21 protein-coding genes and 1 tRNA gene are annotated in these 22638 nt (G+C 67.8%); 8 read left to right on the plus strand and 14 right to left on the minus strand.

Translation table 11 applies throughout. From position 1 onward, the window contains the following. Positions 1 to 302 precede the first annotated feature (302 nt). The gene (locus tag B3S45_RS09355) at positions 303 to 956 is read right to left on the minus strand and encodes a TetR/AcrR family transcriptional regulator (RefSeq protein WP_194384632.1); all 654 of its coding nucleotides are present in this window, start codon (positions 954 to 956) and stop codon (positions 303 to 305) included. Positions 957 to 1038: 82 nt separating this feature from the next. On the opposite strand from B3S45_RS09355, the gene B3S45_RS09360 reads away from it, so the two are divergent. After that, the gene (locus tag B3S45_RS09360) at positions 1039 to 1704 is read left to right on the plus strand and encodes an MBL fold metallo-hydrolase (protein ID WP_194384631.1); all 666 of its coding nucleotides are present in this window, start codon (positions 1039 to 1041) and stop codon (positions 1702 to 1704) included. A 134-nt stretch (positions 1705 to 1838) separates the two neighbouring features. On the opposite strand, the gene B3S45_RS09365 is transcribed toward B3S45_RS09360, so the two are convergent. From B3S45_RS09365 to B3S45_RS09400, 8 genes are all read right to left on the minus strand, one after another. After that, complete coding sequence (locus B3S45_RS09365; protein WP_286720033.1) at positions 1839 to 2027, minus strand: hypothetical protein; 189 nt, start codon at positions 2025 to 2027, stop codon at positions 1839 to 1841. 19 nt (positions 2028 to 2046) lie between these two features. Further along, positions 2047 to 2703, minus strand: coding sequence for a hypothetical protein (locus B3S45_RS09370; RefSeq protein WP_286720035.1), 657 nt, complete (start codon positions 2701 to 2703; stop codon positions 2047 to 2049). Positions 2704 to 2836: 133 nt separating this feature from the next. Further along, positions 2837 to 3895, minus strand: a complete 1059-nt coding sequence (locus B3S45_RS09375; protein WP_286720037.1) for a hypothetical protein — start codon at positions 3893 to 3895, stop codon at positions 2837 to 2839. Next, positions 3892 to 4824, minus strand: coding sequence for a hypothetical protein (locus B3S45_RS09380; protein WP_286720039.1), 933 nt, complete (start codon positions 4822 to 4824; stop codon positions 3892 to 3894). The genes B3S45_RS09375 and B3S45_RS09380 overlap by 4 nt, the downstream gene beginning before the upstream one ends. Before the next feature lie 14 nt (positions 4825 to 4838). After that, a complete protein-coding gene (locus B3S45_RS09385) occupies positions 4839 to 5930 on the minus strand; it encodes a TniB family NTP-binding protein (RefSeq protein ID WP_286720040.1) in 1092 nt (363 codons plus the stop codon). A 5-nt stretch (positions 5931 to 5935) separates the two neighbouring features. Beyond that, on the minus strand, positions 5936 to 7954 hold the full coding sequence (locus tag B3S45_RS09390; RefSeq protein WP_286720043.1) for a hypothetical protein: 2019 nt from the start codon (positions 7952 to 7954) through the stop codon (positions 5936 to 5938). Continuing rightward, positions 7951 to 8694, minus strand: coding sequence for a TnsA-like heteromeric transposase endonuclease subunit (locus B3S45_RS09395; RefSeq protein ID WP_286720046.1), 744 nt, complete (start codon positions 8692 to 8694; stop codon positions 7951 to 7953). The genes B3S45_RS09390 and B3S45_RS09395 overlap by 4 nt, the downstream gene beginning before the upstream one ends. A 373-nt stretch (positions 8695 to 9067) precedes the next feature. Beyond that, positions 9068 to 10522 carry a helix-turn-helix domain-containing protein gene (locus B3S45_RS09400; RefSeq protein WP_286720049.1) on the minus strand — a complete coding sequence of 485 codons (1455 nt, stop codon included), beginning with the start codon at positions 10520 to 10522 and terminating at the stop codon, positions 9068 to 9070. A gap of 185 nt (positions 10523 to 10707) precedes the next feature. On the opposite strand from B3S45_RS09400, the gene solA reads away from it, so the two are divergent. The 3 genes from solA to B3S45_RS09415 all read left to right on the plus strand — a co-directional run bounded on the left by solA (position 10708) and on the right by B3S45_RS09415 (position 14764). After that, a complete protein-coding gene (solA, locus tag B3S45_RS09405) occupies positions 10708 to 11853 on the plus strand; it encodes an N-methyl-L-tryptophan oxidase (protein ID WP_286720051.1) in 1146 nt (381 codons plus the stop codon). 202 nt (positions 11854 to 12055) lie between these two features. Then, the gene (locus B3S45_RS09410) at positions 12056 to 13867 is read left to right on the plus strand and encodes an AMP-dependent synthetase/ligase (protein WP_286720053.1); all 1812 of its coding nucleotides are present in this window, start codon (positions 12056 to 12058) and stop codon (positions 13865 to 13867) included. An 18-nt stretch (positions 13868 to 13885) separates the two neighbouring features. Beyond that, positions 13886 to 14764 carry a DUF1295 domain-containing protein gene (locus tag B3S45_RS09415; RefSeq protein ID WP_286720055.1) on the plus strand — a complete coding sequence of 293 codons (879 nt, stop codon included), beginning with the start codon at positions 13886 to 13888 and terminating at the stop codon, positions 14762 to 14764. Positions 14765 to 14952: 188 nt separating this feature from the next. Here B3S45_RS09415 and B3S45_RS09420 read toward each other — a convergent pair whose 3' ends face one another. Further along, complete coding sequence (locus B3S45_RS09420; protein ID WP_286720057.1) at positions 14953 to 16767, minus strand: DUF2207 domain-containing protein; 1815 nt, start codon at positions 16765 to 16767, stop codon at positions 14953 to 14955. Between the two features lie 41 nt (positions 16768 to 16808). Here B3S45_RS09420 and B3S45_RS09425 point away from each other — a divergent pair, with 41 nt between their 5' ends. Both B3S45_RS09425 and B3S45_RS09430 read left to right on the plus strand, forming a co-directional pair. Then, positions 16809 to 17240, plus strand: a complete 432-nt coding sequence (locus B3S45_RS09425) for a MarR family winged helix-turn-helix transcriptional regulator (protein ID WP_071043982.1) — start codon at positions 16809 to 16811, stop codon at positions 17238 to 17240. 246 nt (positions 17241 to 17486) lie between these two features. Further along, entirely contained in the window at positions 17487 to 18500 is a 1014-nt protein-coding gene (locus B3S45_RS09430; protein WP_071043983.1) for a hypothetical protein, read from the plus strand. Positions 18501 to 18631: 131 nt separating this feature from the next. Here B3S45_RS09430 and B3S45_RS09435 read toward each other — a convergent pair whose 3' ends face one another. The 4 genes from B3S45_RS09435 to B3S45_RS09450 form a co-directional block, all read right to left on the minus strand. Next, on the minus strand, positions 18632 to 20119 hold the full coding sequence (locus tag B3S45_RS09435) for an L-serine ammonia-lyase, iron-sulfur-dependent, subunit alpha (RefSeq protein ID WP_286720062.1): 1488 nt from the start codon (positions 20117 to 20119) through the stop codon (positions 18632 to 18634). Positions 20120 to 20208: 89 nt separating this feature from the next. Beyond that, the gene (locus B3S45_RS09440) at positions 20209 to 20679 is read right to left on the minus strand and encodes an Hsp20/alpha crystallin family protein (RefSeq protein ID WP_286720065.1); all 471 of its coding nucleotides are present in this window, start codon (positions 20677 to 20679) and stop codon (positions 20209 to 20211) included. A gap of 288 nt (positions 20680 to 20967) precedes the next feature. Continuing rightward, positions 20968 to 21040: transfer RNA gene (locus B3S45_RS09445), tRNA-Arg, on the minus strand. A 45-nt stretch (positions 21041 to 21085) separates the two neighbouring features. Then, positions 21086 to 21700, minus strand: coding sequence for an asparagine synthase (locus tag B3S45_RS09450; protein ID WP_228480936.1), 615 nt, complete (start codon positions 21698 to 21700; stop codon positions 21086 to 21088). A 183-nt stretch (positions 21701 to 21883) separates the two neighbouring features. Between B3S45_RS09450 and B3S45_RS09455 the strand changes: the two genes are divergently transcribed. Next, complete coding sequence (locus B3S45_RS09455) at positions 21884 to 22084, plus strand: hypothetical protein (protein ID WP_071043987.1); 201 nt, start codon at positions 21884 to 21886, stop codon at positions 22082 to 22084. A gap of 136 nt (positions 22085 to 22220) precedes the next feature. Then, positions 22221 to 22634, plus strand: coding sequence for a DUF4383 domain-containing protein (locus B3S45_RS09460; RefSeq protein ID WP_286720068.1), 414 nt, complete (start codon positions 22221 to 22223; stop codon positions 22632 to 22634). Positions 22635 to 22638: the final 4 nt, after the last annotated feature.

Genomic DNA, 22638 nt, shown 5'->3' on the forward strand with positions numbered 1-22638 from the left:
ACCGCCTGAACGACGGGGCCACCCAGCCCCGCCGCCCCGGCTCATCCGGACCCATGCAGATTCATGCGACAGCCTCCGCTCTGCTGGCACCACCACCGCACGCTGGAGACGAGCGGCTGGCAGATCCGGATGCGAGATGGCGTTCCCGAGATCAAGGCGCCGTACTGGATCGACCCCGATCAACGCTGGCGGCCGGCGACCACCTCACCCACCCGCCTCCGACAACGTCGAAAGCGTAGATAGACAACGGGGCGTGGGCCTCAGCCGTCTTGCCGGCGACATCGACGTGCGGGAACGCACCGTCACAATGTGCGCCCGAGGGCCTCGGCCGTGCTGGTGAAGTCGAGAGGCGCAGGCCTCAGCGGGCCCGCGTGGCTCGTGGGTCGGGTGCCATCCACCACGATGTCGGCGTAGCGGCGCCAGAGGCCCGGAGCGGTCTCGCCGGTTGCGGCGACGATCGTCCGAACCATGATCGCGAGCACGGTCGTATCCTGCCGCGTGAAACCGGCACGCAGTTCGCCGGCTTCGATGGCCGCGGCGATCAGGCCGTCGGCGGTCGAGGCCAGCTGATCGGACAGGTGAGCAGGAAAGCGATCGACGCGATTCGACGTGAACAAGACGGTCGCAAGACTCCGGTCGAGCGAGTGCGCCTCGATCATGCCCCAGAGATAGGTGCGGAACGCGACGCCGGGGTCTTGCACTTCCGCGGCCTCGACGGCGACTCGGATGACAGTGTCGATCTTGTCGTCGAAGAGTGCGTCCAGCAGCGATTCCTTGTCGTCGAAGTTGCGGTAGATCGTTCCGATTCCTACTCCGGCCGTTCGGGCGACATCGCTGAGCGTGGCCGCGGGACCTTTCTCGGCGAACACACTCGTCGCGGCATCGAGGATACGACGACGATTGCGCGTCGCGTCGGCCCGCGGCTGCCGGCGCGACGAAGAAGGCCGATCGGACATGACACAAGCTTACCGGAGAAAACGGAAACGGAATCTCCGCTTCCGTTTCATGATACGCTCACAGACCGAAAGAGAGGACACGATGACCTTCGCCGGAAAGAATGCACTGGACACGCCGATGGAGGGGCTGCTCTCCGGGCCGACCTCGCGACTCCCCTACCAGCAGAATGTGCTGCTCCGCTCGTACGTTCTCGAGCGTCCGCAGGGCAACATGATCGTCTACAACTCCCCCGGGGTGAGCGAGGCGGCGGCGGCCATCCTCGACCGCGGCCGACCAGCGCGCCTGCTGATCAACCACGCCCACGAGGCGATGTACCGCCAGCCTGCGCTCGACGTGCCCGTGTGGGTGCACACGAAGGACCGCGCCGAGACTGCGCGCTCGATCCGAATCGCCGGCACGTTCGACAAACGCCAAATGATCGCCGACGACCTCGAAGTGATTCCCACTCCGGGGCATACGGCGGGAACCACCTCGTACCTGTGGGACAACGGCACCCACCGGTTCCTGTTCACCGGCGACTTCATCTGGATCGAGGATGCCGAATGGAAGGCCGTCGTGCTGGACCCGCGATCTCGCAGCGACTACGTGGCGAGCCTCCAACGGGTTCGTGAGATCGAGTTCGACGTGCTCGTGCCGTGGGGAACCACCGAGACCGACGCGCCCTACGGACTGGTCGCCGACCAGCACGAGAAGCGAGCCCGCATCGACGCGGTCATCGACCGAGTGCGCGCGGGCGGCAGCCGCTGACGCCTGCTGTCGGATCTCACGAGAGCTGTCGGGATTGAGAACCGCTGACCTGGGTTTTTCTTATCGGTAGATGAGGCTTAAGGCGTGATCTGTCTCACAAGACTTGCTACGGGTCGTCACGATGACGCTGCCGGTCACGTCTTCAGGAAGTACTCCTGGACATCAAGTTCCGGGCGGTCGCTTCCCAACGCATAGATGTGACCAGCATGCGAAACCTCGTTGTGCGGCATGCCTTCCGGGGTTCGGTCGACCAGAATCTCGATCAGAGAACCAGTTGAGCCATTGCCTGCGAACAGTCGGGCGGTGTAGGGGCTCGTCGTCATGAGGCGACTGTATCTCTCGCTACGGGAACTCCCTTTGAAGAGTGCTGTGGATGGCGTTCCTCAACGAGTCGTAGCCCTCGGGAATCGTGTCTACGATCTCAAGGGCCAGTTCGAAGTACGAACGTGCGCCGGAGAATGTGAACCGACTGTCGTCGCCCCGTTTGGCGATAGCCAACGTCGAGCGACCCTGCGTCGCACGAAGTAGTGCTTTTAGCCGAAGCGCGCCAAACTCGTCCGCCCGTGCTACCAGCCCGTTGAGGGTGGTCGGGTTCTCCGGCGGGCTGTCGTAGGCGTCCTTCGCCAGTACGAGCAGTGCTTCTCGCTCGCCCTCCACATCGCCCAGGGCGTCTGCGACCAACATGTCGAACTCAACGAACCTGCGGAAGCTTGGATCTCCGCGCCGCTGAAGCTCTCGGCTATGTGCACGGAGCGTGTTCACGAATCGCGGAGGCAACCCGTCGACGGCCTCCCCGACTCGGCCCAGCGTCTGTCGCGCAGGAATGGAACCCGCCGCGCCGTCGTCAAGGAACAAGACGAAAGTGTCGTCCTGGACCGTGACCAGGACTCTCTCGGGGCCGCCTCGGTCGATCGTCAACGACGGCGCCGGTTTGGAGTTGATCCATCCCCATATTGGCTGACTCGACCGCCTAGACAGTTCCCGGGCGAACTCTTCCATCGCGCGACGCGATCGACTATCACTCAGGAAACCCACGTCAAGAGAGTAGCGCCCGACAGCGGAACGGACCGTTCGACCGTCCGCGCAACCACGATGCCCGCCGAGGACTACGAAACGGCAACGACGCCAGCACTTACATGAGCGCGAGCTCATCGTTCTCAAGCGACCAGTTTCGAACCACCCGGGTGCGCGGTGCGGCCTGGCCGACCTTGCCGGCGATGTCCGGAATGCCTCTCGAGTTGGCGTGTCGAAGAATGCAAGCGCGCTGTCGATGCGCGGCGACCATGAGCGCGCGGTTGAAGGGGCAGCGCTGGCGCTTCACCTGGCGGGAGCTGCGGAGTCCGTACATGTACATCATCGCCCGGTGGGAATGCCCGACGACGCTGACCGCGAATGCTCGGAGGGCGTCGTTGGGCTCATGGCCGATCGCGTTCGCCACCTGGGGCAAGAGACGATCGGCCTGGGTGAGCGCGGAGACGGTCACGTTCAAGACGGGAGTGATCGTTCGCGGGGTGGTGAGCATGCACGCCACGCGGATGGTCTCGGGGTAGGCGCACAGCAGCACATCTTCGTAGGAGTCGAGGTGCGGGATACCGAATCTCGCCATGCGATCGTCGATGGCAGATGGAGATTCTGACCCTCCGTGCCATGCGTGAACGAATGCTGCGGCGAGGTTCAGTTCGCCGGTGTGGAGCGCAACGCCGCGCGTCCAGAGCTGTGATCGCAGCAGCAGTTCCGCACTCTCATAGTCGGGCAGCCCCGCTACGTCGGCACGGAACGCGCGGAACACCCACTGATGATGGGCGAGGCAGAGCGCGCCGCCGCGGGCGATCGTCGTGGTGGCCAGCCCGCCGGAACACTCCGAGCACGCGGCGCGAGGTTCGGCAAGCCGGGCGCACCGACAGCACTTCTCTGGTCGCCAGCTGCGGTGGCCGCATCTGACCCACATGCCGTGCTTCTCGAAGTCGGGGCGAAGTGCGCCGGGCGGTAGGCCCGCGAGTTGCTCCAGGAGATCGGCGACACGCTGATCTGCTGCTGGCCACCAGGTGAGGCCGAGCCGGTCCAGGACTATTCGGCGGACATCGCGTTCCTCGCACTGGTGAGCTTGGGCGAGCCGCTTCGTGAACCCGTCGACGGTCTCGCCCTCGATGGGTTCGAGTCGAATCGGTAGCGTGCGGAGCTGGGTGTTCACACCTGTGCATGCCTCGATGAGAGGCGCGGTCGCCGTGTGGGAGGCTTGCGGGCGTTGGTGTGACGCAGGAGTGTGGCTCGGACCCGCGGGGCGAACGTCAGGATTCTCTTACCGAGTTCATCGAGGCCCGGGGACCGCCCGTGCCGAAGCCGCACGGGTCGGTCAAGGCCGATGACCGCTTCGCGGCCTTCGGCGTGAAAGGAAGCGCGGACGGCGTCGACGTCGTGCGACGCGCCCACGGTGACCGCGTTCACCGCTGCTTCGACGAGCGCGGCGACCTGAATGGGGCCGACGTTCGTGTTCGCGAGGAATCGCTCCGCCCACGGCTCTGTTGTCAGTGCGACGAGACGCACCGCTTCGGGATAGTGGCGCGCAAGCGCCGTTCGATGAGATTCGTCCTCCTGTCCGAGCTCAGTGGCGCGGATGAGGGTCGTGGCGAGTTCCAGTTCGCCGGTGTCGGGACCGATGCCGCGTTCCCAGAGCGTGCCGGTGAGGCATCGCTCGGCGCGAAAGAAGTCGGCGCTTCGCGCGAGGTCGCGGTCCGCTCCCGCGTAGTGCCACCTGCGGTGTCGCGCACACACCGCTCCGATCCGGGTGCGCACCTCGACGGGTTCACCGCCGGTGCATCGCCTGCATTTCGTGACGGCAGACGGCAGGGGCGCGCACATCGGGCAGTTGTTGTGTCGCCAGTCGGCGTGAATGCAGCGGACGAACAGGCGGTCAGAGCGGCTACCGTCGAAGTACCCGGGAGGGAGGTCGGCGAGTTGTTCGACCAGTCGCGGCACGAGTTCTGGTGTCGTGCGCAGAGGCAGCCGCGGGCGCTCGTGACGGAGGGTCGTCCACAGTTCCCCGGCCGGCACGGCGTTGCGGGTGGTAAGTCTGCGGTAGACGCTGCTGACGGTTTCTCCCGTGAAGGGTTCGATGAGCACGGGGAGCTTCCTCATCATTTCGCTCGCGCGGGACGGCCTCGTTTGGGCCGTGGTGATGGCCGGTTCTCTTCTTCCTCGATCCAGCCTTCCGACTCACGGATTTTCGCCAGCGACGCGAGTACGTCGTCGAGGTCGAGGCGTTCAGTGTGCTGTTCGATGGCGCGGCGCGCTCCGCGGCGGACGGCTCGGGCGACGCGGCCGATGGAGCCGCGGGATAGGTCGCGGAGTTCAGCAGCGACGGTGAGGATCTCCGCGTCAGTTTGCGAAATCAAGCACAGTGAGTCTTCGAGGTCGACGAGGATGCGCCCCCAGACCGCGGCATCAGCTGTCTCTCCGGTCCCGTAGGTATCGAACTTGACCAGCTCGAACCTGGCCATGATCTGCTCACCCCGCGAGCCCCAGAACAGGCCGTTGCGGGCGACGTCGACACCGGCGTAGACCATGGTGCCGGGGCACCGTTCGGACAGTTCTTTGAGCGCGTCGGCGACTTGCTCGTTGCCGCGGTAGTGCAGGTCGAGCCGGTGTATGTCGTCGATGATCACCAGCTCGGTGCGGCATTCGCGCATGACGTGGCTGACGCGGCTGAGGAGGATCTCGTAGTTCGCGTTGCGGGAGTAGGGGATGGCGTAGAAATCGGCGAGCTTGGTGATCATCGTCTTCGCTGTCGCGTGCGTGGGTACGGGCACGTAGGCGACGGGGATCAGGTTGCGCCGCGTGCTGCCGGCGCGTTGCCTTCGGGCTCGCTCGAATGCGCGCCCGAACTCCTGGACCGCGGTGGTCTTCCCGAGACCCGGCCGGCCGGAGATGATCACCCCGGCCTTACTGGCGTCCGGGGAGCGGTTGTCGGTCATCGCGTGGCGGATCGCGACCGCGACCTGCCGCAGCGATGGCGTCGCGACCCGGGCGCCGAGGGTCATGTACCGTTCACGGGCGATGTTGAATAGCGCACGCTCCGAGGAGTCCATAGCGTCGTACTCGGCCAGGCTTATCGAGAGTGGCCGCTGTGCCACGAACTCGACGAACTCGCGCCACCCTTCCTTGGTCGCGTAGTCGAAGTCGGTCGACGGGGCGTCGAAGTCGAAGTCGCCCAGCAGGTCATCGAACATCGCGCTCACGCCTCATCCGGCGACCGGGTCATCCCGAACGGTGCGGCGACCGGCCACGCAGGCTTCGATGCGACCGCATTGGGTTCCTTGTCGCCGTCGTCGTCTGCAGCCGTTAGCTCGCCGCGCGGTGGACCTCCGGGGGCGATGTGTGGGAGTTGGTGGGTGATCGCCAGCGGGTCCGTCCGTGCGCTTACGGAACGCTTCTTCTGCCGCTTCGTCGGAGGGACGTTGCCTTTGTACATGAACCGGCGCATCATCTCGTTGAGGTCGTCGGTGCTCGGCTCGCTCTCGCCGCGTGCGACAGCCTGAGCGCGGGCGACCCGCCACACTTCGTCGGCCATCGGAGCACCGCTGTACGGGGATCGCCAGTCCAGCGGGAGGAACTGGTCGCCAAGTTCCAGCCATACCGTCATCGGGTTGTAGGGGTCGACGTGGAACGGCCACTTGCCTTGCTGCCGATGGTGCGGGGACCGCTTCTTTCGCAGCGGGCCGAGTTCTGTGGAGTCGTAGACGCGCAGGTCGATGTCGACGCCGTAGTGGTTGATTACACGCCACTCGGTGGGGAGCAGCGCGATGTACTTCTCGGCCGTGAGCGGCACTTGCAACTCTGGCGCGATCTCCCGGTAGGCGGCGACCATCTGGTTCGGCGTCAGCATCAGCCGAGGATTGCGTGGGTCGCGCAGCGCCTTATGGGGTCGGTTCTGCCAGGTCACTGCAACCCAGTCTTCGAACAGCTCCTGCAGTTGCTCGAGGGTGAGTAGCTGGCTCGTCGCAATGATCTCGTCGCCGCGCATCTCGGTGCTCTGCCCGAGGAACGCGATCGCGTACTGGGTGAACCGATCCTTGACGGTGCGGAACATCCGCTCGATCTTCGCCTTCTGCGTTGGCGAGTACTCGGCGTTGACGGTGAGTGAGATCCCCAACGTCCGGCACGCGTCCGAGAAGTGCCGGGACACGTACGACGCGCCACGGTCGGTCGTGATCGACTCCGGGAAGATGTACGGTTGCGCGTCGCGCATTGCCTCGAACCGTTCCGCCACGAGTCCGTCTGTGCCGGTCCATGCCTCCGAGACCTGACGCCGGTTCGCGCGCACCCCGTCGGGGCGCGACACGTACGGCACGAGAGCGCGGGCGAGGACCACCACCAGATCGATGCTGCGGGAGCCAACGGTAACGATGCCGGAGAGCACCGACCGGGATGCCTCGCACAACAGCAGAGTGAGATCGGGGCGGACGGGTTCACCGTCGCATTCGACGAGGATCTCCATCGGCGTCGTGTCGATCAGTACCTGCTCACCGGGTCGCACCCCCGACCGGACCCCGTGCATGTGATCCGGTTGGTTAGCCGTCGTGCGACGGGCACGGGCAGTCCCCAGCGTGTGCTTGCCCGCATCGAGCTCACTCAGGAGCCGGTACATCGTTGCGCGGCTCGGCATCGGCACGACGCTCTCGCCGAAGCGGTCGTCCAGCTCTCTGCGGACGAGCCAGATCAGTCGCGTCCCGGTGCCCGTGGATTTCCGCTCCTGGCCGGCCTGGACGGTCAGGATCGCGTCGATGAGGCGCTCGTCGTAGGAGCGCCCGGGCATGTCGGCCAGGCCGTGGCGACGTCGATCGAGAAGGCCGCTGACCCCGAACTCTTCGAGCGCGCGTTGCTGACGCGAGACCTTGACCGGGCTGTAGTCGGTTCCGAGACGACGGTTGACGCTGTCGATAACTTGCTGTCGCGCCGCGGGCTTGGTCACGCCTGCCGCCACGAGCTTGTCGAACCGGGCGAGTTCCTCTAGCCACACGTCGACGATCTTGCGGTCACGCGCGTCGAGGTCTTGCAGGCTGCGCAAGTCCAGCAGGGAGCGGAGCGATGCCGGTGCGGCAGGTTCCGCCTCATGTCGCAGATCGGCGGCGAGAACCTCCACGTCGTCTCCGTCGCCGTCGACGGCGCGCAAGGTCAGATAGGTGGGTCGGATCGCGACGACCTGGTGGCTTCCGCCCTGCCACCGGATGATGTCGCCCGGGTGAATGGTCATGATGCCGCTCCGACGTCGACGACGGTCGTCATCGACAGGGGACGGTGTAGATCCGCCTGCGCCACCCCGCTCCACACGAGTGCATACGCGGCGCCGACACCTGAGCGAGCAACGCCACCGAGGGCCGCCGCGAGCGAGCCCAGACTCATCCGACCGGTGAGCCCGAGCGCGGCGATGTCGACGCCCTCCAGCCACGCAGGCTCGCGGTACCGAAGCAGGAAGCGCAGGTTCGCCTGGGTGGCGCCGGGAAGCTGATCGAAGACGAGATAGGACCATCCCAGTGCGGCAGCAAGGCGACGAGTGAGTTCGAACTTCATGCTGTCCTCGGGCTTGATCAGTTCGACCGGCCTCACGTCGACGAGCAGCGCGCTCCCATCGGAGCGGCGCACGAAATAGTCGGGCGCGTGGGAGCGCTTCGGTGACCGCCAGCGGATCCACATCGGCTGGCTCGCCACCCCGACGACATCCCCCGTCCGGTCCAGCGAGGTCAGGAACGAGCGCTCCCAGAACGACTCGAACGGAACGTGCCGGCCCGTCGAGGCCATCCATAGCTTGCCCTCGAAGTTGCGCTTGCCCGGCCACGACGGGAACTCGCGAACCGGATCCGCATCCTCGAACATCACGCGCGCCGCGTCGACGGGGTCTGCGTGCTGGAGGAGGCCGTGTCTGGAAAACTCGATCGTGGCCGCGAGTGCGTTCGTCCCGTCGATCGCGGCGAGCCAGTCTTGGGTCAACGTCACGGAGAGCTCTCCCTTCCGGAGAATCCCGCACCCGATCAGAGCGCTCCTTTGGAACCTCCCGGCTTGAACCGCAAGCTACTCCCGGCTCGGAGCAGCGCTACGCGGCGCGCCGCTCTCCCGACAACTGGAGTGAGAATCCGACAACTGGAATGAGACGACTCGACAGGTCGGTGAGAATCTGACAACTGGAGTGAGACACGACACCTGCGAGGAAAATCACAAAAAGGTCTCGAAAAACCCTTCCCCTCGTTACCTTTCCGTTATAGAGTGTGAGCACGGTGATCGTTTTGCTGTGGCGATCACCGGCATGTGATTGCAGGACACTCTTGGTGCAAGGGACAAGGGCCGGTCGGAAGCCTCTCCGACCGGCCCTTCACCGTGTCGGCACGGCTCCCCCGGGATACTCCGCGCCGAAGCCCACGAGGATCGATACCTCCGCGGCCATCGTGTGCACCGCGTCCGACAACTCCGCGACGCGGGGACGCATCTCATCCGACGCCCCCACGAGGCACGCTGCCGCGACGACCGCTCCGCTGGAATCCCGGATCGGCGCGGTGAACGCGGTCTGACCCGCCTCCTCGAAGGATTCCCGCGCCATCACGCCGTCTTTGCCGAGCAGGTGGACGCGACGGAAGAACTCGGCCGACTCCCGCGCATCCGCCCGTGCCGGAAGAAACGCGCCGATGTCGTCGTCGTCGAACGCAAGCATCAGCGCCGGCCCGCCATCGGAGCTGAGGATGGGGCACGGCCGCCCGAGCCACGGCGTCATCTCCAGGCCGGGGCCGATGTGACGCAACTCCTCCACAAGGGTGACCGACCGCATTCCCCGCAGCACCGTGATGAAGGCGCACACGCCCGCGCGATCAGCCGTGCGTGCGACGACCGGCGTTCCTTGGGTGACGAGCCTCGAAGCCAGCGCAGCCCGCTGCCACCCATGGATCGACCACTCGAGGCTCACCAGCCCCTCACCCTCCTCGATGCGGACCACCCCGCTGCGTCGGCAGGTCTCCAGCAGACGTACGGCGCGATCTCGACGGATCCCCGCCGCCCTGGCCAGCTCCGCGAGCGGCCGTGGGCCCGACGACAGCGCCCACAGCATGTCGAGCGTCGCCGCGAGGGCGGGTGCGGGCGGGGATGCCGGTGGGGAACTCATCGCCGCCGGCACCGACGGCGATGCAGTCTGACCTCGCGCGTCGACGACCCGTTCCACCTCGCGTCGCGCAGCGAGAACCGCCTTGCGCGCGACCGCGATGCCCTGCCTCGCCCGGTTCATCGGCAGGCGAACGGCGACAACGGCGAGCGCGTCGCCTCCCGGCGCCAGGATCGGCACGGCGATCTCGACGGACTTGCCGACCGTCGTCTCGACGACACGTCCGCCGCCCGACGTCGTCTCCTCCGCAGATCCCGCTCGTGCGATCGCACTCGGGCGGTCCACGACGAGCTCACCGACCTCGGCGGGCGAGTGCAGCGTCCAGGGCGAAACGACGGCCCCGACCACCCTCATGCCCTCGGGCGTGGGTGCCGCCAAGACCGCCGTCTCGCCCGTGCGGTAGGCGATGCGGGTCAGCACGGTGCGGCAGACCCGGGCGTACGGTGACGACGCGCGCCCGGACAGCGCCAGGGCGACCTCGCCGACCCGGTAGGAGCCGTATGCGTCGCCGCGGGCGAGCAGACCCAGCCCGACCAGTTCCGCGCACAGTCGCGACACGGTGCTCAACGGCATGGCGATCGTCCGTGCGATCTCGCCGGCAGCCACGGAAAGGGTCGGATCCGTACGACCCGCGACCGCCTGCAGAGCCCGCAGACCTGCGGCGACTCGAGCGGTCATCCCGCCTCCCGACGCAAGAACAGCAAACCTCCCACCGACGGTTTGCACGTGGCGAGCACTGTAACACAGCCGCGAGACGCACTTCACATAATGGCCACACTCGCTCGGAACCCCGCCGAACCGCCCTCTCACCAGGGCTGATCGTGGCGCCCACCGCCCGCTTGACCCCAAGAAACGAGAGCCAAATGGAGAAGTTCGACGTCGCCGTCGTCGGCATGGGAGCGCTCGGGAGCGCAACCGCCTACCACCTCGCCCGCCGAGGCGTGAAGACCATCGCGTTCGAGCAGTTCGAGCTCGGGCACGTGCGCGGCGCCTCGCACGACACCTCCCGCATCATCCGCACCTCGTACGGCTCACCCGAGTACGTGCGCCTGGCACGGTCGTCGTATCGGGACTGGGCGGAACTCGAGGCGACGACGGGTGAGCAGCTCACCGTCATCACGGGCGGACTCGTCTTCATCCCCTCCGACGGGCCCTTCGCGGCATCCCACTTCGCCGACAGCCTGACCGAGGTCGGCATCCCCTACGAACTCCTCACGCCCGCGGAGGTGCACGAGAGGTGGCCGCAATTCCGCTTGCCCGACGGTGTCGAGACGATCTGGACGCCCGACTCCGGCATCGTCCACGCGGCGCGATCCGTCGCGGCCCTGCAGATGCATGCCCGGGTCGGCGGGGCCGACATCCGCGACCGCACACCGGTGCTCGCGCTCGACCCGACCGGCGACGGCGTGATCGTACGCACGACGAAAGGCGACGTGCTCGCCGACAAGGTCGTCGTCACGGCGGATGCATGGACAAACACTCTCCTCGAGCCCCTCGGCGCCGCGATACCGCTCATCACCATGCAAGAGCAGGTGACGTACTTCAAGCCGGATGATGCCGCACCCTTCGACCGCGACCGCTTCCCCGTCTGGATCTGGGAGGACACCAACTGCTTCTACGGCTTCCCGACCTATGGCGAGCCGACGATCAAGGCCGCCCGGGATCGCTCCGACAACCTCATGACACCCGAAGAGCGCACCTTCGTGCCCTCACCCGAACTCCTCGCGCAGCTGACGGAGTTCATGGGTGCGACGATCCCCGCCAGCGGAGAGCCCCTGCGCACGGTCACGTGCCAGTACGCCATCACTCCCGACCGCAACTTCGTGATCGGTCCCCTGCCCGAGCATCCCGACATCCTCGTCGGGCTCGGTGCAGGGCACGCCTTCAAGTTCACCCCCACGATCGGCCGCATCCTCGCCGAGCTGGCCGTCGACGGCGAGACCGGTGACGACACCTCGACGTTCTCGGTCGCCGCCGCGTCGCATCCCGCGGGCGGCATCGGATTTTAGCGGTCGAGCGACGCGAAGGGAAAGCGCACGGCGGAATCGGTCGAGCCGCCTACGCTGAGGCTTCACACGACCTGTTCCCTCGCCCGACAGGACGAATCGCTCGCCGCCCGGCGCGATCCGCCCATCCGAACGACCCTGCGCTCCGAACTCTCCTCAGAGCGGGTCCTCCCCTACGCCCGCCGCCTCGACCCAGGAGACCACCATGAAGGAGCACTCCACCGCGCCGCTCGTCGACATCGACGATCACCGCAACGTCACCGACCTCTTGGTGCGCCGCGCCGCCGCCGACCCCGACCACGCGGCGTTCGACGTCGCCACCGGGGATCCCGACGCCCCCTGGCGCCAGGTGACCACGGCGGAGTACCTCGGCGAGGTGACCGCACTGGCCAAGGGCCTCATCCACGCCGGCGTCGAGGCCGAGGACAGCGTCGCGATCATGGCTCCGACGCGATACGAATGGGCCGTCGCCGACCTCGCGGCATGGTTCGCCGGTGCCGTGGTCGTGCCCGTCTACGACACGTCGTCCCCCGAACAGGTCGAGGCCATCATCGCCGACGCGCAGGTCACCCTCGCGATCGGCGGCGGCGAGCGCCAGGCATCGGTCCTCTGGGCAGCGTTCGACGCCGTCGGGTCGGAGGACCTCGGCGTCTGGACGATGGATCCCGGCACCAACGACCTCATCGCGCTCGCTGCCGGCGGCGCCGATGTCGCGGACGACCTGCTCGAGCTGCGCCGCACCCAGGCCGACCTGGATTCACCGGCGACGATCGTCTACACGTCCGGCACGACTGGGGAGCCCAAGGGCGCGATCCTCACCCACCGCAACTTCGTCGGCCAGGTGCGCAACGTCGCCGCCGCGTACCGCGAGGTGGTTCGCGCGGACGGGAACACCGTCATCTTCCTGCCGCTCGCTCACGTGCTGGCACGCGGACTGCAGCTGATCTGCCTCGCCGGCGGGATGCGCATCGCCCACGTCTCCGACCCGACCGAGGTCGTCGACAGCCTCGGTGTGCTGCGCCCCACCTTCCTCGTGGTCGTGCCGCGAGTGCTCGAGCGCATCCGGAACGCCGCGGCGGAGAAGGCCGACGGGGCGCGCCTGGGGGCACTGTGGCGCGCCGCGGTGCGCGCCGCCGTCTCGTGGGCCGATGACCTCGAGGCGGGCACCCGCCCCGACGCGGTGCTCCGCGCGCGTCGGGCCGTCTTCGACGCCCTGTTCTTCCGACGGCTGCGGGCCCGGATGGGCGGCCGCCTCGACTACATCCTCTCCGGTGGCGGCGCGCTCGATCCCGATCTCTCGCGCCTGTTCCGCGGTATCGGCGTGCCCGTCATCGAGGGCTACGGTCTCACCGAGACGACCGCTCCCCTGACCGGGAACCTGCCCGACGACATCCGCTCGGGAACCGTCGGCTACCCGCTCCCCGGCTCGACTGTTCGCATCAGCGAGCACGGCGAGATCCTCGCTCGCGGGGTCGGCATCTTCTCGGGCTATCGCGACCCGGCGCACACCGCCGAAGCATTCGTCGACGGCTTCTTCCGCACCGGCGACCTCGGCCGTCTCGACGACGACGGCCGCGTGGTGCTCGAGGGACGCCTGAAGGACGTCATCGTCACCAGCAACGGGAAGACGGTCGTGCCGCAGCCGTGGGAGACGCGCGTCGAGGCTGATCCGCTCGTCGCGCACGCGGTCATGGTGGGCGAAGGCCGCTCGTACCTGTCGGCGCTGCTCGTGCTCGACCGCGCCGCGACCGAGGCGTGGGCGGACGCGCAGGGAATCCGCCTCGACGCCGTTTCCGGCGAAGGGGTCACGCCGATCTCCGAACCTCGCCTGATCGCCCACCTGCAGCGCAGCGTCGACGCCGCCAATGCCCGCGTGTCGCACAGCGAGGGCGTGCGCCGATTCGCCCTCGTCTTCACCGACCTCGACGACACCCGCCTGGTCACTCCGACCATGAAGATCAAGCGACGCGCCCTGCTGGAGCGCAGCGGCAACGCCGTCGACGACCTCTACCGCTGACCCCTCGAGAGGACCCCCATGACTTCCGCCACACGCGCGTCGCTCGTCGCGATCGTCGTCGCCCTCGCCCTCGGTGGCCTGGTGGCCTGGGCAGGCAGCCAGGGCACCGCGCTCGTCGCCGGCATCCCGCTGTTCGCCCTCGCCGTCGCAGCCGCGTTCGCCGTGCAGGTGATCGTGTGGATCCCGTCGCAGCTGGGCCGCACGGAGAAGTTCTTCGACATCACCGGCAGCCTGACGTTCATCGGCGTCTCGGTGGCCGTGCTGCTGCTCGCGCCGGTCGCGGATGCGCGTGGGTGGGTGCTCGCCGCGATGATCGTGCTGTGGGCGGTGCGCCTCGGTGCCTTCCTGTTCGTGCGAGTGCACCGCAGCGGTGGCGATGACAGGTTCGACGTCCTGAAGACGAATCCGGTGCGCTTCCTGCGGGTGTGGGTGCTGCAGGGCGCCTGGGTCTCGCTCACGGCCTCGGCGGCATGGATCGCGATGAGCAGTGAGACCCGCGCTCCGATCGGCTGGCTGGCCGTGGTGGGAATCGCCGTGTGGGTGCTCGGCATGGTCGTCGAGATCGCCGCCGATGCTCAGAAGACCGCCTTCAAAGCCGACCCCGCGAACAAGGGGCGGTTCATCCGCAGCGGACTGTGGTCGCGCTCACGTCACCCCAACTACTTCGGCGAGATCGTGATCTGGCTGGGTGTCTTCCTCGTCGCCGCGCCCGTTCTCACGGGATGGCAGTGGGTCGCGCTGATCTCTCCGCTGTTCGTGATCCTGCTCCTCACCCGCGTCAGCGGCATCCCGCTGCTCGAGCAGAAGGCCGACCGCACCTGGGGCGGTGAGGACGACTACGAGGCCTACAAGAAGCGCACGCCGACCCTCATCCCGCGCCTGAGCTCGCCCGCCTGAGACGACACGCCGAACGGGGCTTCCGCAGCGTTACCTTTTCGTTATAGAATGCTCGCACGGTGATCGTTTTGCTGTGGCGATCACCGGCATGTGATTGCTCTTGGTGCAAAAGGAAAGGGCCGGTCGGAAGCCTCTCCGACCGGCCCTCACTCTCGCCGCCACAGTGCGACGAGAACCGCGGCCGTGATTCACACCCCGCCGCCACCGCCGCCACCGCCACCGCCACCGGCTGAACCGCCGCCGCTGGAGCCGCCCGACGTCGACGACGACGATGCGGCCGCCGTCGACAGCGACGCGATGCCGCTGGAGAACGACGAGGAGTCGAACCCGGCGGTGCCGTAGTACCAGTACGGCGCGACACCCGCACCGTACATGACGGCGAGCTGCTGCGCCCACGCCTTCTCCTGACCGAAGACGACCGCGTACGGAAGCAGCTTCTCGTACAGGCGGATCATCTGCACCCGGTCACCGGGATCGACCGACACCCGCTCCGCGCCCGCGGGCGACTGAAGCATGCGGATGCGGTCGGCTTCGGCCCACTCGATGAACATCTCAAGGCCCTTGAGGTGGTCCCGCACCTCGGCGCCCTCCGCGCTCAGCGGCTTGCGTGCGACCAGGACCATCGTCAGCACCGCCAGCGCGATCGAGGCGAACATCACCAACAGCGGGATGCCCGCATCCACCCCCGACGAGATCGCCACGACGCCGAGCACCACCGTGAGGGCCATGACGCCGAGCGAGACGAGGATCGGCAGCACACGCGCACGCCCAGGGACCGGGCGACGCAGGCCGGTGCCTGTCAGCTCTCGATTCGCGGCCTTGATGATCTTCTGCGCCGCCGTCGAGAAGCGCCGGTCCTGCGAGCCGAACTCGTACTCCGCCCCGGGTGCCCCAGACGACCCGAACAGTCCGTCAAGAAGCATGCGCCCGTCGCCGTCAGCCCGGCTGCGGTCCAGCAGCTGGGCCTTGAGCTTGGTGCCGCCGAAGAACTTCTTGTCACCCTCGACGATCCGGATGCTCCCGACGATCGCCTGTTCGAGAACCTCGGCGGGGATCGCCTTCGTCGTGCGCCCGAGCATCACGGCCGACTCGAGCGCATCCACCTGCCGCGGCGGGGTGAACTCGGCGATGATCGTCGGGCGACCGGGCGCGTCGGCGAGCGAACGCCGACGGTGCACGATCGCGAAGACCACAGCCCCGATCATCCCGAGCCCCGACAGACCCTGTGCCCACCCCCACGGCGAGGCGAGGTAGCTCGTATCGAAGAGCACGAACGTGTCGTCCTCGAACCCGACCGCAATGGTCACCGTCTCGAACCGGTCCAGCGCAACACCGCCGGCCTCGATCACGACGGCTCCATCCTCGCCCTGGTTCGTGCTGATCGGGCAGGCGTCGGCAACGCCGTCGCGACCGAAATAGCACGCCTGTTCGCCCGCGAGGGAATCGGCGAGCTCGGGTTCGACGGTGAGCGTGACCGAGACGTCTCCGAACGGCTGACGCCAGTCGAGGCCGTTGATGTCCCAGTAGAACTCGTCGCCGGTGTCGGGGAAGCGCCACGTGACGTTCTGGAGCTCGTACGTGAACACGTAGGTCTGCTCGCCGTGCACGTAGTCGTCGGCGGCGGAGGTCATGACGAACGATCCGTCCTCCTGCTCAACCTCGACGGCGCGCGCCTGCCCGTCTGCATCGGTGACCGACAGGAGTTCCGGGAAGAGCGGCTGACCGTTGTAGGTGTCGGGGATGATCCGCCGCATGCCACGGTTCTGGTCGGAGTCGGGGAACTCGGCGACGAAGGTCTCCACGACGCGCAGGGTGCTGTGGCCGTCCTCGTCGAGGCCGAGGGTGTAGTCGGCGTGCATGCTCGCGAACGAGAAGTCGTCGACGTCGGCGGCGGCTGCCGGGGCCGAACCGACGGCGACGAAGGCGATCGCGAGCGCCACGGCGGCGACGCCGCTCCGCTTCAGACGCGCGCGAACATGCTGGACCGCCCCCGTGACAGACATGTCTCCAGCCTAGGGGGCACGATTCGGCCTACTCTTTCTCCATGACCGATCGCCGTCTCGCCGTGGAAGCGTGGGAGAGCCTGTTCCGCGCCCAGCACGAGATCCTCGACGAGATCAGCGCCGACTTCCACGACGACGAGCTCGGCCAGGGCGAATACGACGTGCTGCTGACGGTCACGCGCGGGCCCGAGATGACCGCACGCCTGCGTGACATCACCGCCAACATGCTCATCAGCCAGCCGAGCGTGTCGCGCCTGGTCGACCGGATGGTGCAGCGCGGCCTGATCTCGAAATGCCCCGACCCCGACGACGGTCGCGGCTCGCTCGTGCGCGCGACGGAGCGCGGTGCGACCACCTTCCGTCGCGTCGCCTCGCAGCACGCCCGCTCCATCGCGGACCGGATGTCGTGCCTCGACGACGACGAACTCGCGCGCCTCCGCGACATCACCGCCAAGCTGCGAGCTCGCGCCTGACCGCTGCCCTCCAGGAGTGTTCGGTTGCCCCTCGATGTCGCTCGAGAGTGTTCGGTTGCCACTCATCGTCGGTTTCGGCCCCGGATGCGACATCCCGCGACCGGTGAATGGCGGGATGCGACATCCTGCGCCATATGAATCGGGGGGGGCGCACCGCTCCTCCACAGGGCGGGAGGAGACAGCATCCATCCCCGGATGCCGGGAAGTGGCGGGTGCGGCGCGCGCGGTAACGCGATAGTCGGGTGCATGCCACGGCGACCGGAACCGATCGATCCGCGGCTGGGCGTCGCCTTCTCCGTCGCAGAGGCCCGCCGGATGGGCGTGAGCGCACGACGCCTGCGCGGACGGGACCTGGAGATGCCGTTCATCGGCGCTCGAATGCGTGCGACCGGCGCCGTCGACATCGCGTCGGAGACCGCGACGCCCGGCGCTGACGCCGCGCGACGAAGACGGCAGGACACGGCGAGGAGGGCGGCCGCCTACAACACGGTGATGGCGGACCACGCGTTCTTCAGTCATGGCACGGCGGCCGCGCTGTGGGGGCTGCCCCTTCCGAGCGGCGCTCTCGAGCCGGACGCCCTCGACGTCTCCGTCGCCGCGCCGCACCGTGCGCCGCGCGCGGCAGGGGTCCGCGGTCACCAGCTGGCGGCTCACCTCGTCTCGGTCCGGATCCGCGACGGGATGCGCATCGCGTCGCCCGCGGCGACCTGGGCGCAGCTCGGCGGCATCCTTTCGCTCGACGACCTCGTCGCCGCCGGAGATGCACTCCTGCATAGACCTCGCACCGAGGATGGGCATCGCACCGGACCGGAGACCGCTCTCGCGACGTTCGCTCAGCTCGAGGCCTCGATCGAAGCCGGTCGCCGGATCGGCGCATCCGCACTCCGCCAGGCACTGCCGCTCGTGCGCGAAGGGGTGGCGAGCCCCACCGAGACGGCGCTTCGCCTCGGGCTGTGGCGCGCGGGGCTCCCCGATCCGATCCTCGATCACGATGTGCGAGACGATCGCGGACACCTCGTCGGGTGCACGGAGTTCGCCTATCCGACCTTCGGCCTCCTGATCGAGTGCGAGGGCGACCACCATCGCACCGACCGCCGCCAGTGGAATCGCGACATCGAGAAGTACGGGCGATATCAGGATCTGGGATGGACCGTGCTGCGGTTCTCAGCGATCCACCTCGCCCCGAGTGTCAGCCCCGCCGTGACCCGCATCCGCCACCATCTCGCACAGCGCGGCTGGGCATGCGATCCGTCCGCGTGACCTCGCGCGGTCGTGGTTTTCGGTTGTCATTCGATGCTGGTTTCCGGAGCGGATGCGACATGCGGTGACAGGTGAACCGGAGGGTATGGCATCCCGTGACAGGTGAACCGACGGATGCGGCATCCGGCGGGTCAGCACTCGATGACGTTCACCGCGAGACCGCCCTCGCTGGTCTCCTTGTACTTGTGCGACATGTCGATGCCGGTCTGACGCATCGTCTCGACGACCGCATCGAGCGACACGAAGTGCGAACCGTCCCCGCGCAGCGCCAGCCGCGCCGCGGTGACGGCGGTGGACGCGGCAATCGCGTTGCGCTCGATGCAGGGGATCTGCACGAGCCCACCGACGGGATCGCACGTCAGGCCGAGGTGGTGTTCCATCGCGATCTCCGCGGCGTTCTCGATCTGGCGGTTCGTGCCGCCCATCACCGCCGTCAGTCCGCCGGCCGCCATCGCGCACGCCGACCCGACCTCGGCCTGACAGCCGCCTTCGGCGCCCGAGATCGACGCGTTCGCCTTGAAGAGCGACCCGAGAGCGGTCGCCGTGAGAAGGAAGCGCCGGATGCCACGGCGGCGGTTCGCCTCCGCGACGGCGTCGTCGTCCCCCGCGTCGGCGACATCGCCCGCGGTGCCGAACCCCAAGAGGGCACTGCCGACCAGTTCCCCGTGGGGCGTGACGGCGTTTCCGGCGCCGAGTCCCGAGTCGGCCAGGAAACGCCACCAGTACATCGCGACCGCCGGCAGGATTCCGGCCGCACCGTTCGTCGGCGCGGTGACGACCCGGCCTCCGGCGGCGTTCTCCTCGTTCACGGCCAGGGCGAACGCGCCGAGCCACTCTCCCGGCAACTCGCGACCACCGGCCGCAGTGGTGTCCTCGAGCTGTGCTCGGATCACGCTCGCGCGCCGCTTCACCTTCAGCATGCCCGGCAGCACCCCGTCGGCGTGCAGACCCGCCGTCACACAGTCGGCCATCGCATCCCAGATGCGATCGAGGCCGGCCGCGACCTCGGCCTCCGAGCGCAGCGCCGTCTCGTTCATGCGCGCAGCCTCGGCGATCGTCAGGTGGCGCTCGTCGCAGATCGCGAGGAGCTCCTCCGCCGAATCGAAGCGGATCGGTGACGGAGTCGCTTCGATCCTCGGAGCCTCGCCGTCGCGCCGGATGAAACCGCCGCCCACGGAGTAGTAGGTCTCCTCAGCCAGCACGCCGCCCTCGTCGTCGCGCGCGACGAGCGTCATCGCGTTCGGATGCTCCGGGAGGCGCGTCCGAGGTTCGAAGCTCACGTCCGCCTTGGCGAAGGGCACCGGTCTCATGCCGCCGAGGAGCATCCGGTCCCCGTCCGCCAGGTTCGACCAGGCCCCGCGGATCGCTCCCGGATCGGCCGTCTCGGGATCGAGCCCGGAAAGCCCGGCGACCACCGCATCCGGAGTGCCGTGGCCGATTCCTGTCGCCCCGAGGGACCCGTAGAGCGCGCACGTCACACCCGTGACCCGGTCGAGAAGCTTGCTCTCGCGCAGGCGGACGGCGAAGTCACGCCCGGCGCGCATCGGGCCGACGGTGTGGGAGCTCGAGGGTCCTACTCCGATGGAGAACAGCTCGAACGCCGAGACATAGGCGCTCATCGCTCCAGGCTACGCCCCACGGCCTGCTCCGCGCCGAGACAGAGCGACAGCCCCGGCTCGTGGAGTCGGGGCTGTCGCCGGAGGGAGGTCTACTGTTCGACGGGCGTCGGTCCGTCCGCGGATGCCGCGGAGTGGGACTCATGCGCCTGCAGCACCGAGTGCTGGGCCTCGGTCGCGACCTCGATCTTGCGCGGCTTCGCCTTCTCGCTGACCGGGATCGTCACCGACAGCACGCCGTTGCCGTAGCTCGCCGAGATGCGTTCAGTGTCGATGCCCTGTCCGAGGTTCAGCTGCCGAACGAAGCTCGCCGCCTCGCGCTCCCGGGTGATCCACTTGACGCCGTCGCCCGACGCGAGGGTCCGCTCGGCGCGAATCGTCAGCAGCTGGCCGTCGACGTCGATGTCGACCGAGCCCGGGTCGATGCCGGGGAGGTCGGCGTTCAGGACGTAGTGGTCGCCATCGCGATAGAGGTCCATCGGCATGCGGCGGGGTCCACGTCGCGCGTCGAGGAGGCTCGACGCCATGCGGTCCAGCTCACGGAACGGGTCGTAGGTTCCCATTTCTGCTCCTTCGTAGCGGGTCGGATGCGGCCATCCGACAGTGTCTTGTCCAAGTTGAGTCACATTGACTCAAGTAAGCCCAGATTAGCACTCTCCTCCTGCGAGTGCCAGATCTTTCGATCGCCCTGGGCGAACGGGACGACAAGAATGCCGAAAGGGTCGGGATCAGCCGGCAGCGCCGACCTCGGGACGCCATCGCGCCCGCGTGCCATACGGGCCGACCGCCGCCGGAAACGCGAAAATCCCCCGCCCGATGGGCGAGGGATTCCTCACTGTCTCAACACAGTGCGCGCCTCGAGGGACTCGAACCCCCAACCTTCTGATCCGTAGTCAGATGCTCTATCCATTGAGCTAGAGGCGCAGGACCTCCGCGCGAAACGGCGCGAAGGCCGAGGTTCAGACTACCTCACGATTCGGTCGGTGGCGAATCGATGGCGGCGGCGACGTCTTCCGGTTCGTCCACCGCTCCGACCGTGACGTCGCCGATACGACGGCGGTGGGCTGCCAGGCGCGGCAGATCGACGAGACGCAGAGCCTGCATGCGTGCGGCCCGCATCTGCCCGTAGTCGGGTTCGAGGTCGGGACGTGCTCCCTCGACGACCAGCCGCCGCTGCAGATTCGACTCGACGTCGCCCCAGGCGGCCTGGCGTGCACCGGCGACGAGTTCAGCGACGGCCTCGGCGTCGTCGGCCCGCTCGCGCAGCACCTTCGCGACGCCGGTGTACTGCCGCTGTCGACGTCGAAGGTTGCGGGTGTCCCGATCGCGGTAGTCGTGCGTGCCGTCGGGATCGGAGTACTTCCCCCACGCCTTCTTGCGCTGCTTGCGGGTGAGGTCGGCCGCGGCCTCCTGCTCGGCGGCGAGCGCCAGAAGCGTCTCCCTGGCGAAAGGGGCGACCCGTTCGGGATCGAAGGGCTCGTTGCGCGCGATCGTGTCGACGAGGATGCGGTTGCGCACCGCGAGCCGTGCCGCGGCGTCGGCGATCGAGACACCTTCCGCGATCGCGTCTGCGTTGCGCCCCATCCGCACACCTCCCGTCCACACGAGATCGTATCGTCCGCACCTGAGCCGGATCTGGCATGCGCCGTGTGCGATACCCGTCGCCCGAAGCCCGCGCAAGCCCATCCCCAAGCCCGCACGCGCGCAATAGCGTCTCAACCGGGCCCAGACAGGGACCCGGTTGCCTTTCGAGAAGAGGAGTGACTCATGGGATTCATGGATGACGCGAAGGATGCCGCGGAGACCGCCGGTCGCAAGGCCGGCGAAGCGTGGGAAGACACCCGGGACCGCATCGACGACAAGCTCGACGAGATGCGCGCGGAATCCGACGTCAAGAAGGCCGAAGCAGAGCGCGACTCGGTGAAGGCGAAGAACGAGGCCAACGAGAAGATGCGCGGCGACAGCTGACCCGCTCGCTCCGGGCCCGCGCGACGCAGCGGACCCGGGAGTTTCCGCGGACATCGGCACCCGCGGGCAATCCGAAAATGCCGATACTGCGAATCACCTGTGCGACACCCCGTTGCACAGATTCAGGAGGTTACACATGTCATCGTCACCGAACCGCCTCGTCGCCTCGATCATCGGCGCGGTCTACATCGTCGTAGGTCTGCTCGGTTTCCTCGTCACCGGCGGCGTCGGATTCATCGCGACCGAGGGTGGGCTGCTCCTCGGCATCTTCGAGGTGAACCCGCTGCACAACATCGTCCACGTCGCGGTGGGAGCCGTTCTCCTCATCGGCGGCCTGTCGTCCGTGGCCGCGGCCAAGGGCATCAACATCGCCGTGGGAGCTGTCTACCTCCTGCTCGGCGTCGTCGGGTTCTTCCTGGTGGGAACCGCGGCGAACATCCTCGCCCTCAACACGTTCGACCACTTCCTGCACCTGGCGAGCGCCATCGTGCTGCTCGGCGTCGGCCTTGCCGCGGACCGGAGCACGTCTGCTCGCGGCCGCCTCGCCTGAGCCG

The organism is Microbacterium sp. UBA1612 (genome assembly GCF_002321605.1).
Lineage (GTDB): Bacteria > Actinomycetota > Actinomycetes > Actinomycetales > Microbacteriaceae > Microbacterium > Microbacterium luteum.

What these genes read in the sequence shown, in the direction of transcription:
- B3S45_RS09420 (WP_286720057.1), bottom strand. Translation starts at nt 16,767, where the DNA reads ATGTCTGTCACGGGGGCGGTCCAGCATGTTCGCGCGCGTCTGAAGCGG.
- B3S45_RS09425 (WP_071043982.1), top strand. Translation starts at nt 16,809, where the DNA reads ATGACCGATCGCCGTCTCGCCGTGGAAGCGTGGGAGAGCCTGTTCCGC.
- B3S45_RS09410 (WP_286720053.1), top strand. Translation starts at nt 12,056, where the DNA reads ATGAAGGAGCACTCCACCGCGCCGCTCGTCGACATCGACGATCACCGC.
- solA (WP_286720051.1), top strand. Translation starts at nt 10,708, where the DNA reads ATGGAGAAGTTCGACGTCGCCGTCGTCGGCATGGGAGCGCTCGGGAGC.
- B3S45_RS09385 (WP_286720040.1), bottom strand. Translation starts at nt 5,930, where the DNA reads ATGTTCGATGACCTGCTGGGCGACTTCGACTTCGACGCCCCGTCGACC.
- B3S45_RS09460 (WP_286720068.1), top strand. Translation starts at nt 22,221, where the DNA reads ATGTCATCGTCACCGAACCGCCTCGTCGCCTCGATCATCGGCGCGGTC.
- B3S45_RS09370 (WP_286720035.1), bottom strand. Translation starts at nt 2,703, where the DNA reads ATGGAAGAGTTCGCCCGGGAACTGTCTAGGCGGTCGAGTCAGCCAATA.
- B3S45_RS09400 (WP_286720049.1), bottom strand. Translation starts at nt 10,522, where the DNA reads ATGACCGCTCGAGTCGCCGCAGGTCTGCGGGCTCTGCAGGCGGTCGCG.
- B3S45_RS09450 (WP_228480936.1), bottom strand. Translation starts at nt 21,700, where the DNA reads ATGGGGCGCAACGCAGACGCGATCGCGGAAGGTGTCTCGATCGCCGAC.
- B3S45_RS09355 (WP_194384632.1), bottom strand. Translation starts at nt 956, where the DNA reads ATGTCCGATCGGCCTTCTTCGTCGCGCCGGCAGCCGCGGGCCGACGCG.
- B3S45_RS09435 (WP_286720062.1), bottom strand. Translation starts at nt 20,119, where the DNA reads ATGAGCGCCTATGTCTCGGCGTTCGAGCTGTTCTCCATCGGAGTAGGA.
- B3S45_RS09390 (WP_286720043.1), bottom strand. Translation starts at nt 7,954, where the DNA reads ATGACCATTCACCCGGGCGACATCATCCGGTGGCAGGGCGGAAGCCAC.
- B3S45_RS09440 (WP_286720065.1), bottom strand. Translation starts at nt 20,679, where the DNA reads ATGGGAACCTACGACCCGTTCCGTGAGCTGGACCGCATGGCGTCGAGC.
- B3S45_RS09430 (WP_071043983.1), top strand. Translation starts at nt 17,487, where the DNA reads ATGCCACGGCGACCGGAACCGATCGATCCGCGGCTGGGCGTCGCCTTC.
- B3S45_RS09415 (WP_286720055.1), top strand. Translation starts at nt 13,886, where the DNA reads ATGACTTCCGCCACACGCGCGTCGCTCGTCGCGATCGTCGTCGCCCTC.
- B3S45_RS09455 (WP_071043987.1), top strand. Translation starts at nt 21,884, where the DNA reads ATGGGATTCATGGATGACGCGAAGGATGCCGCGGAGACCGCCGGTCGC.
- B3S45_RS09360 (WP_194384631.1), top strand. Translation starts at nt 1,039, where the DNA reads ATGACCTTCGCCGGAAAGAATGCACTGGACACGCCGATGGAGGGGCTG.
- B3S45_RS09365 (WP_286720033.1), bottom strand. Translation starts at nt 2,027, where the DNA reads ATGACGACGAGCCCCTACACCGCCCGACTGTTCGCAGGCAATGGCTCA.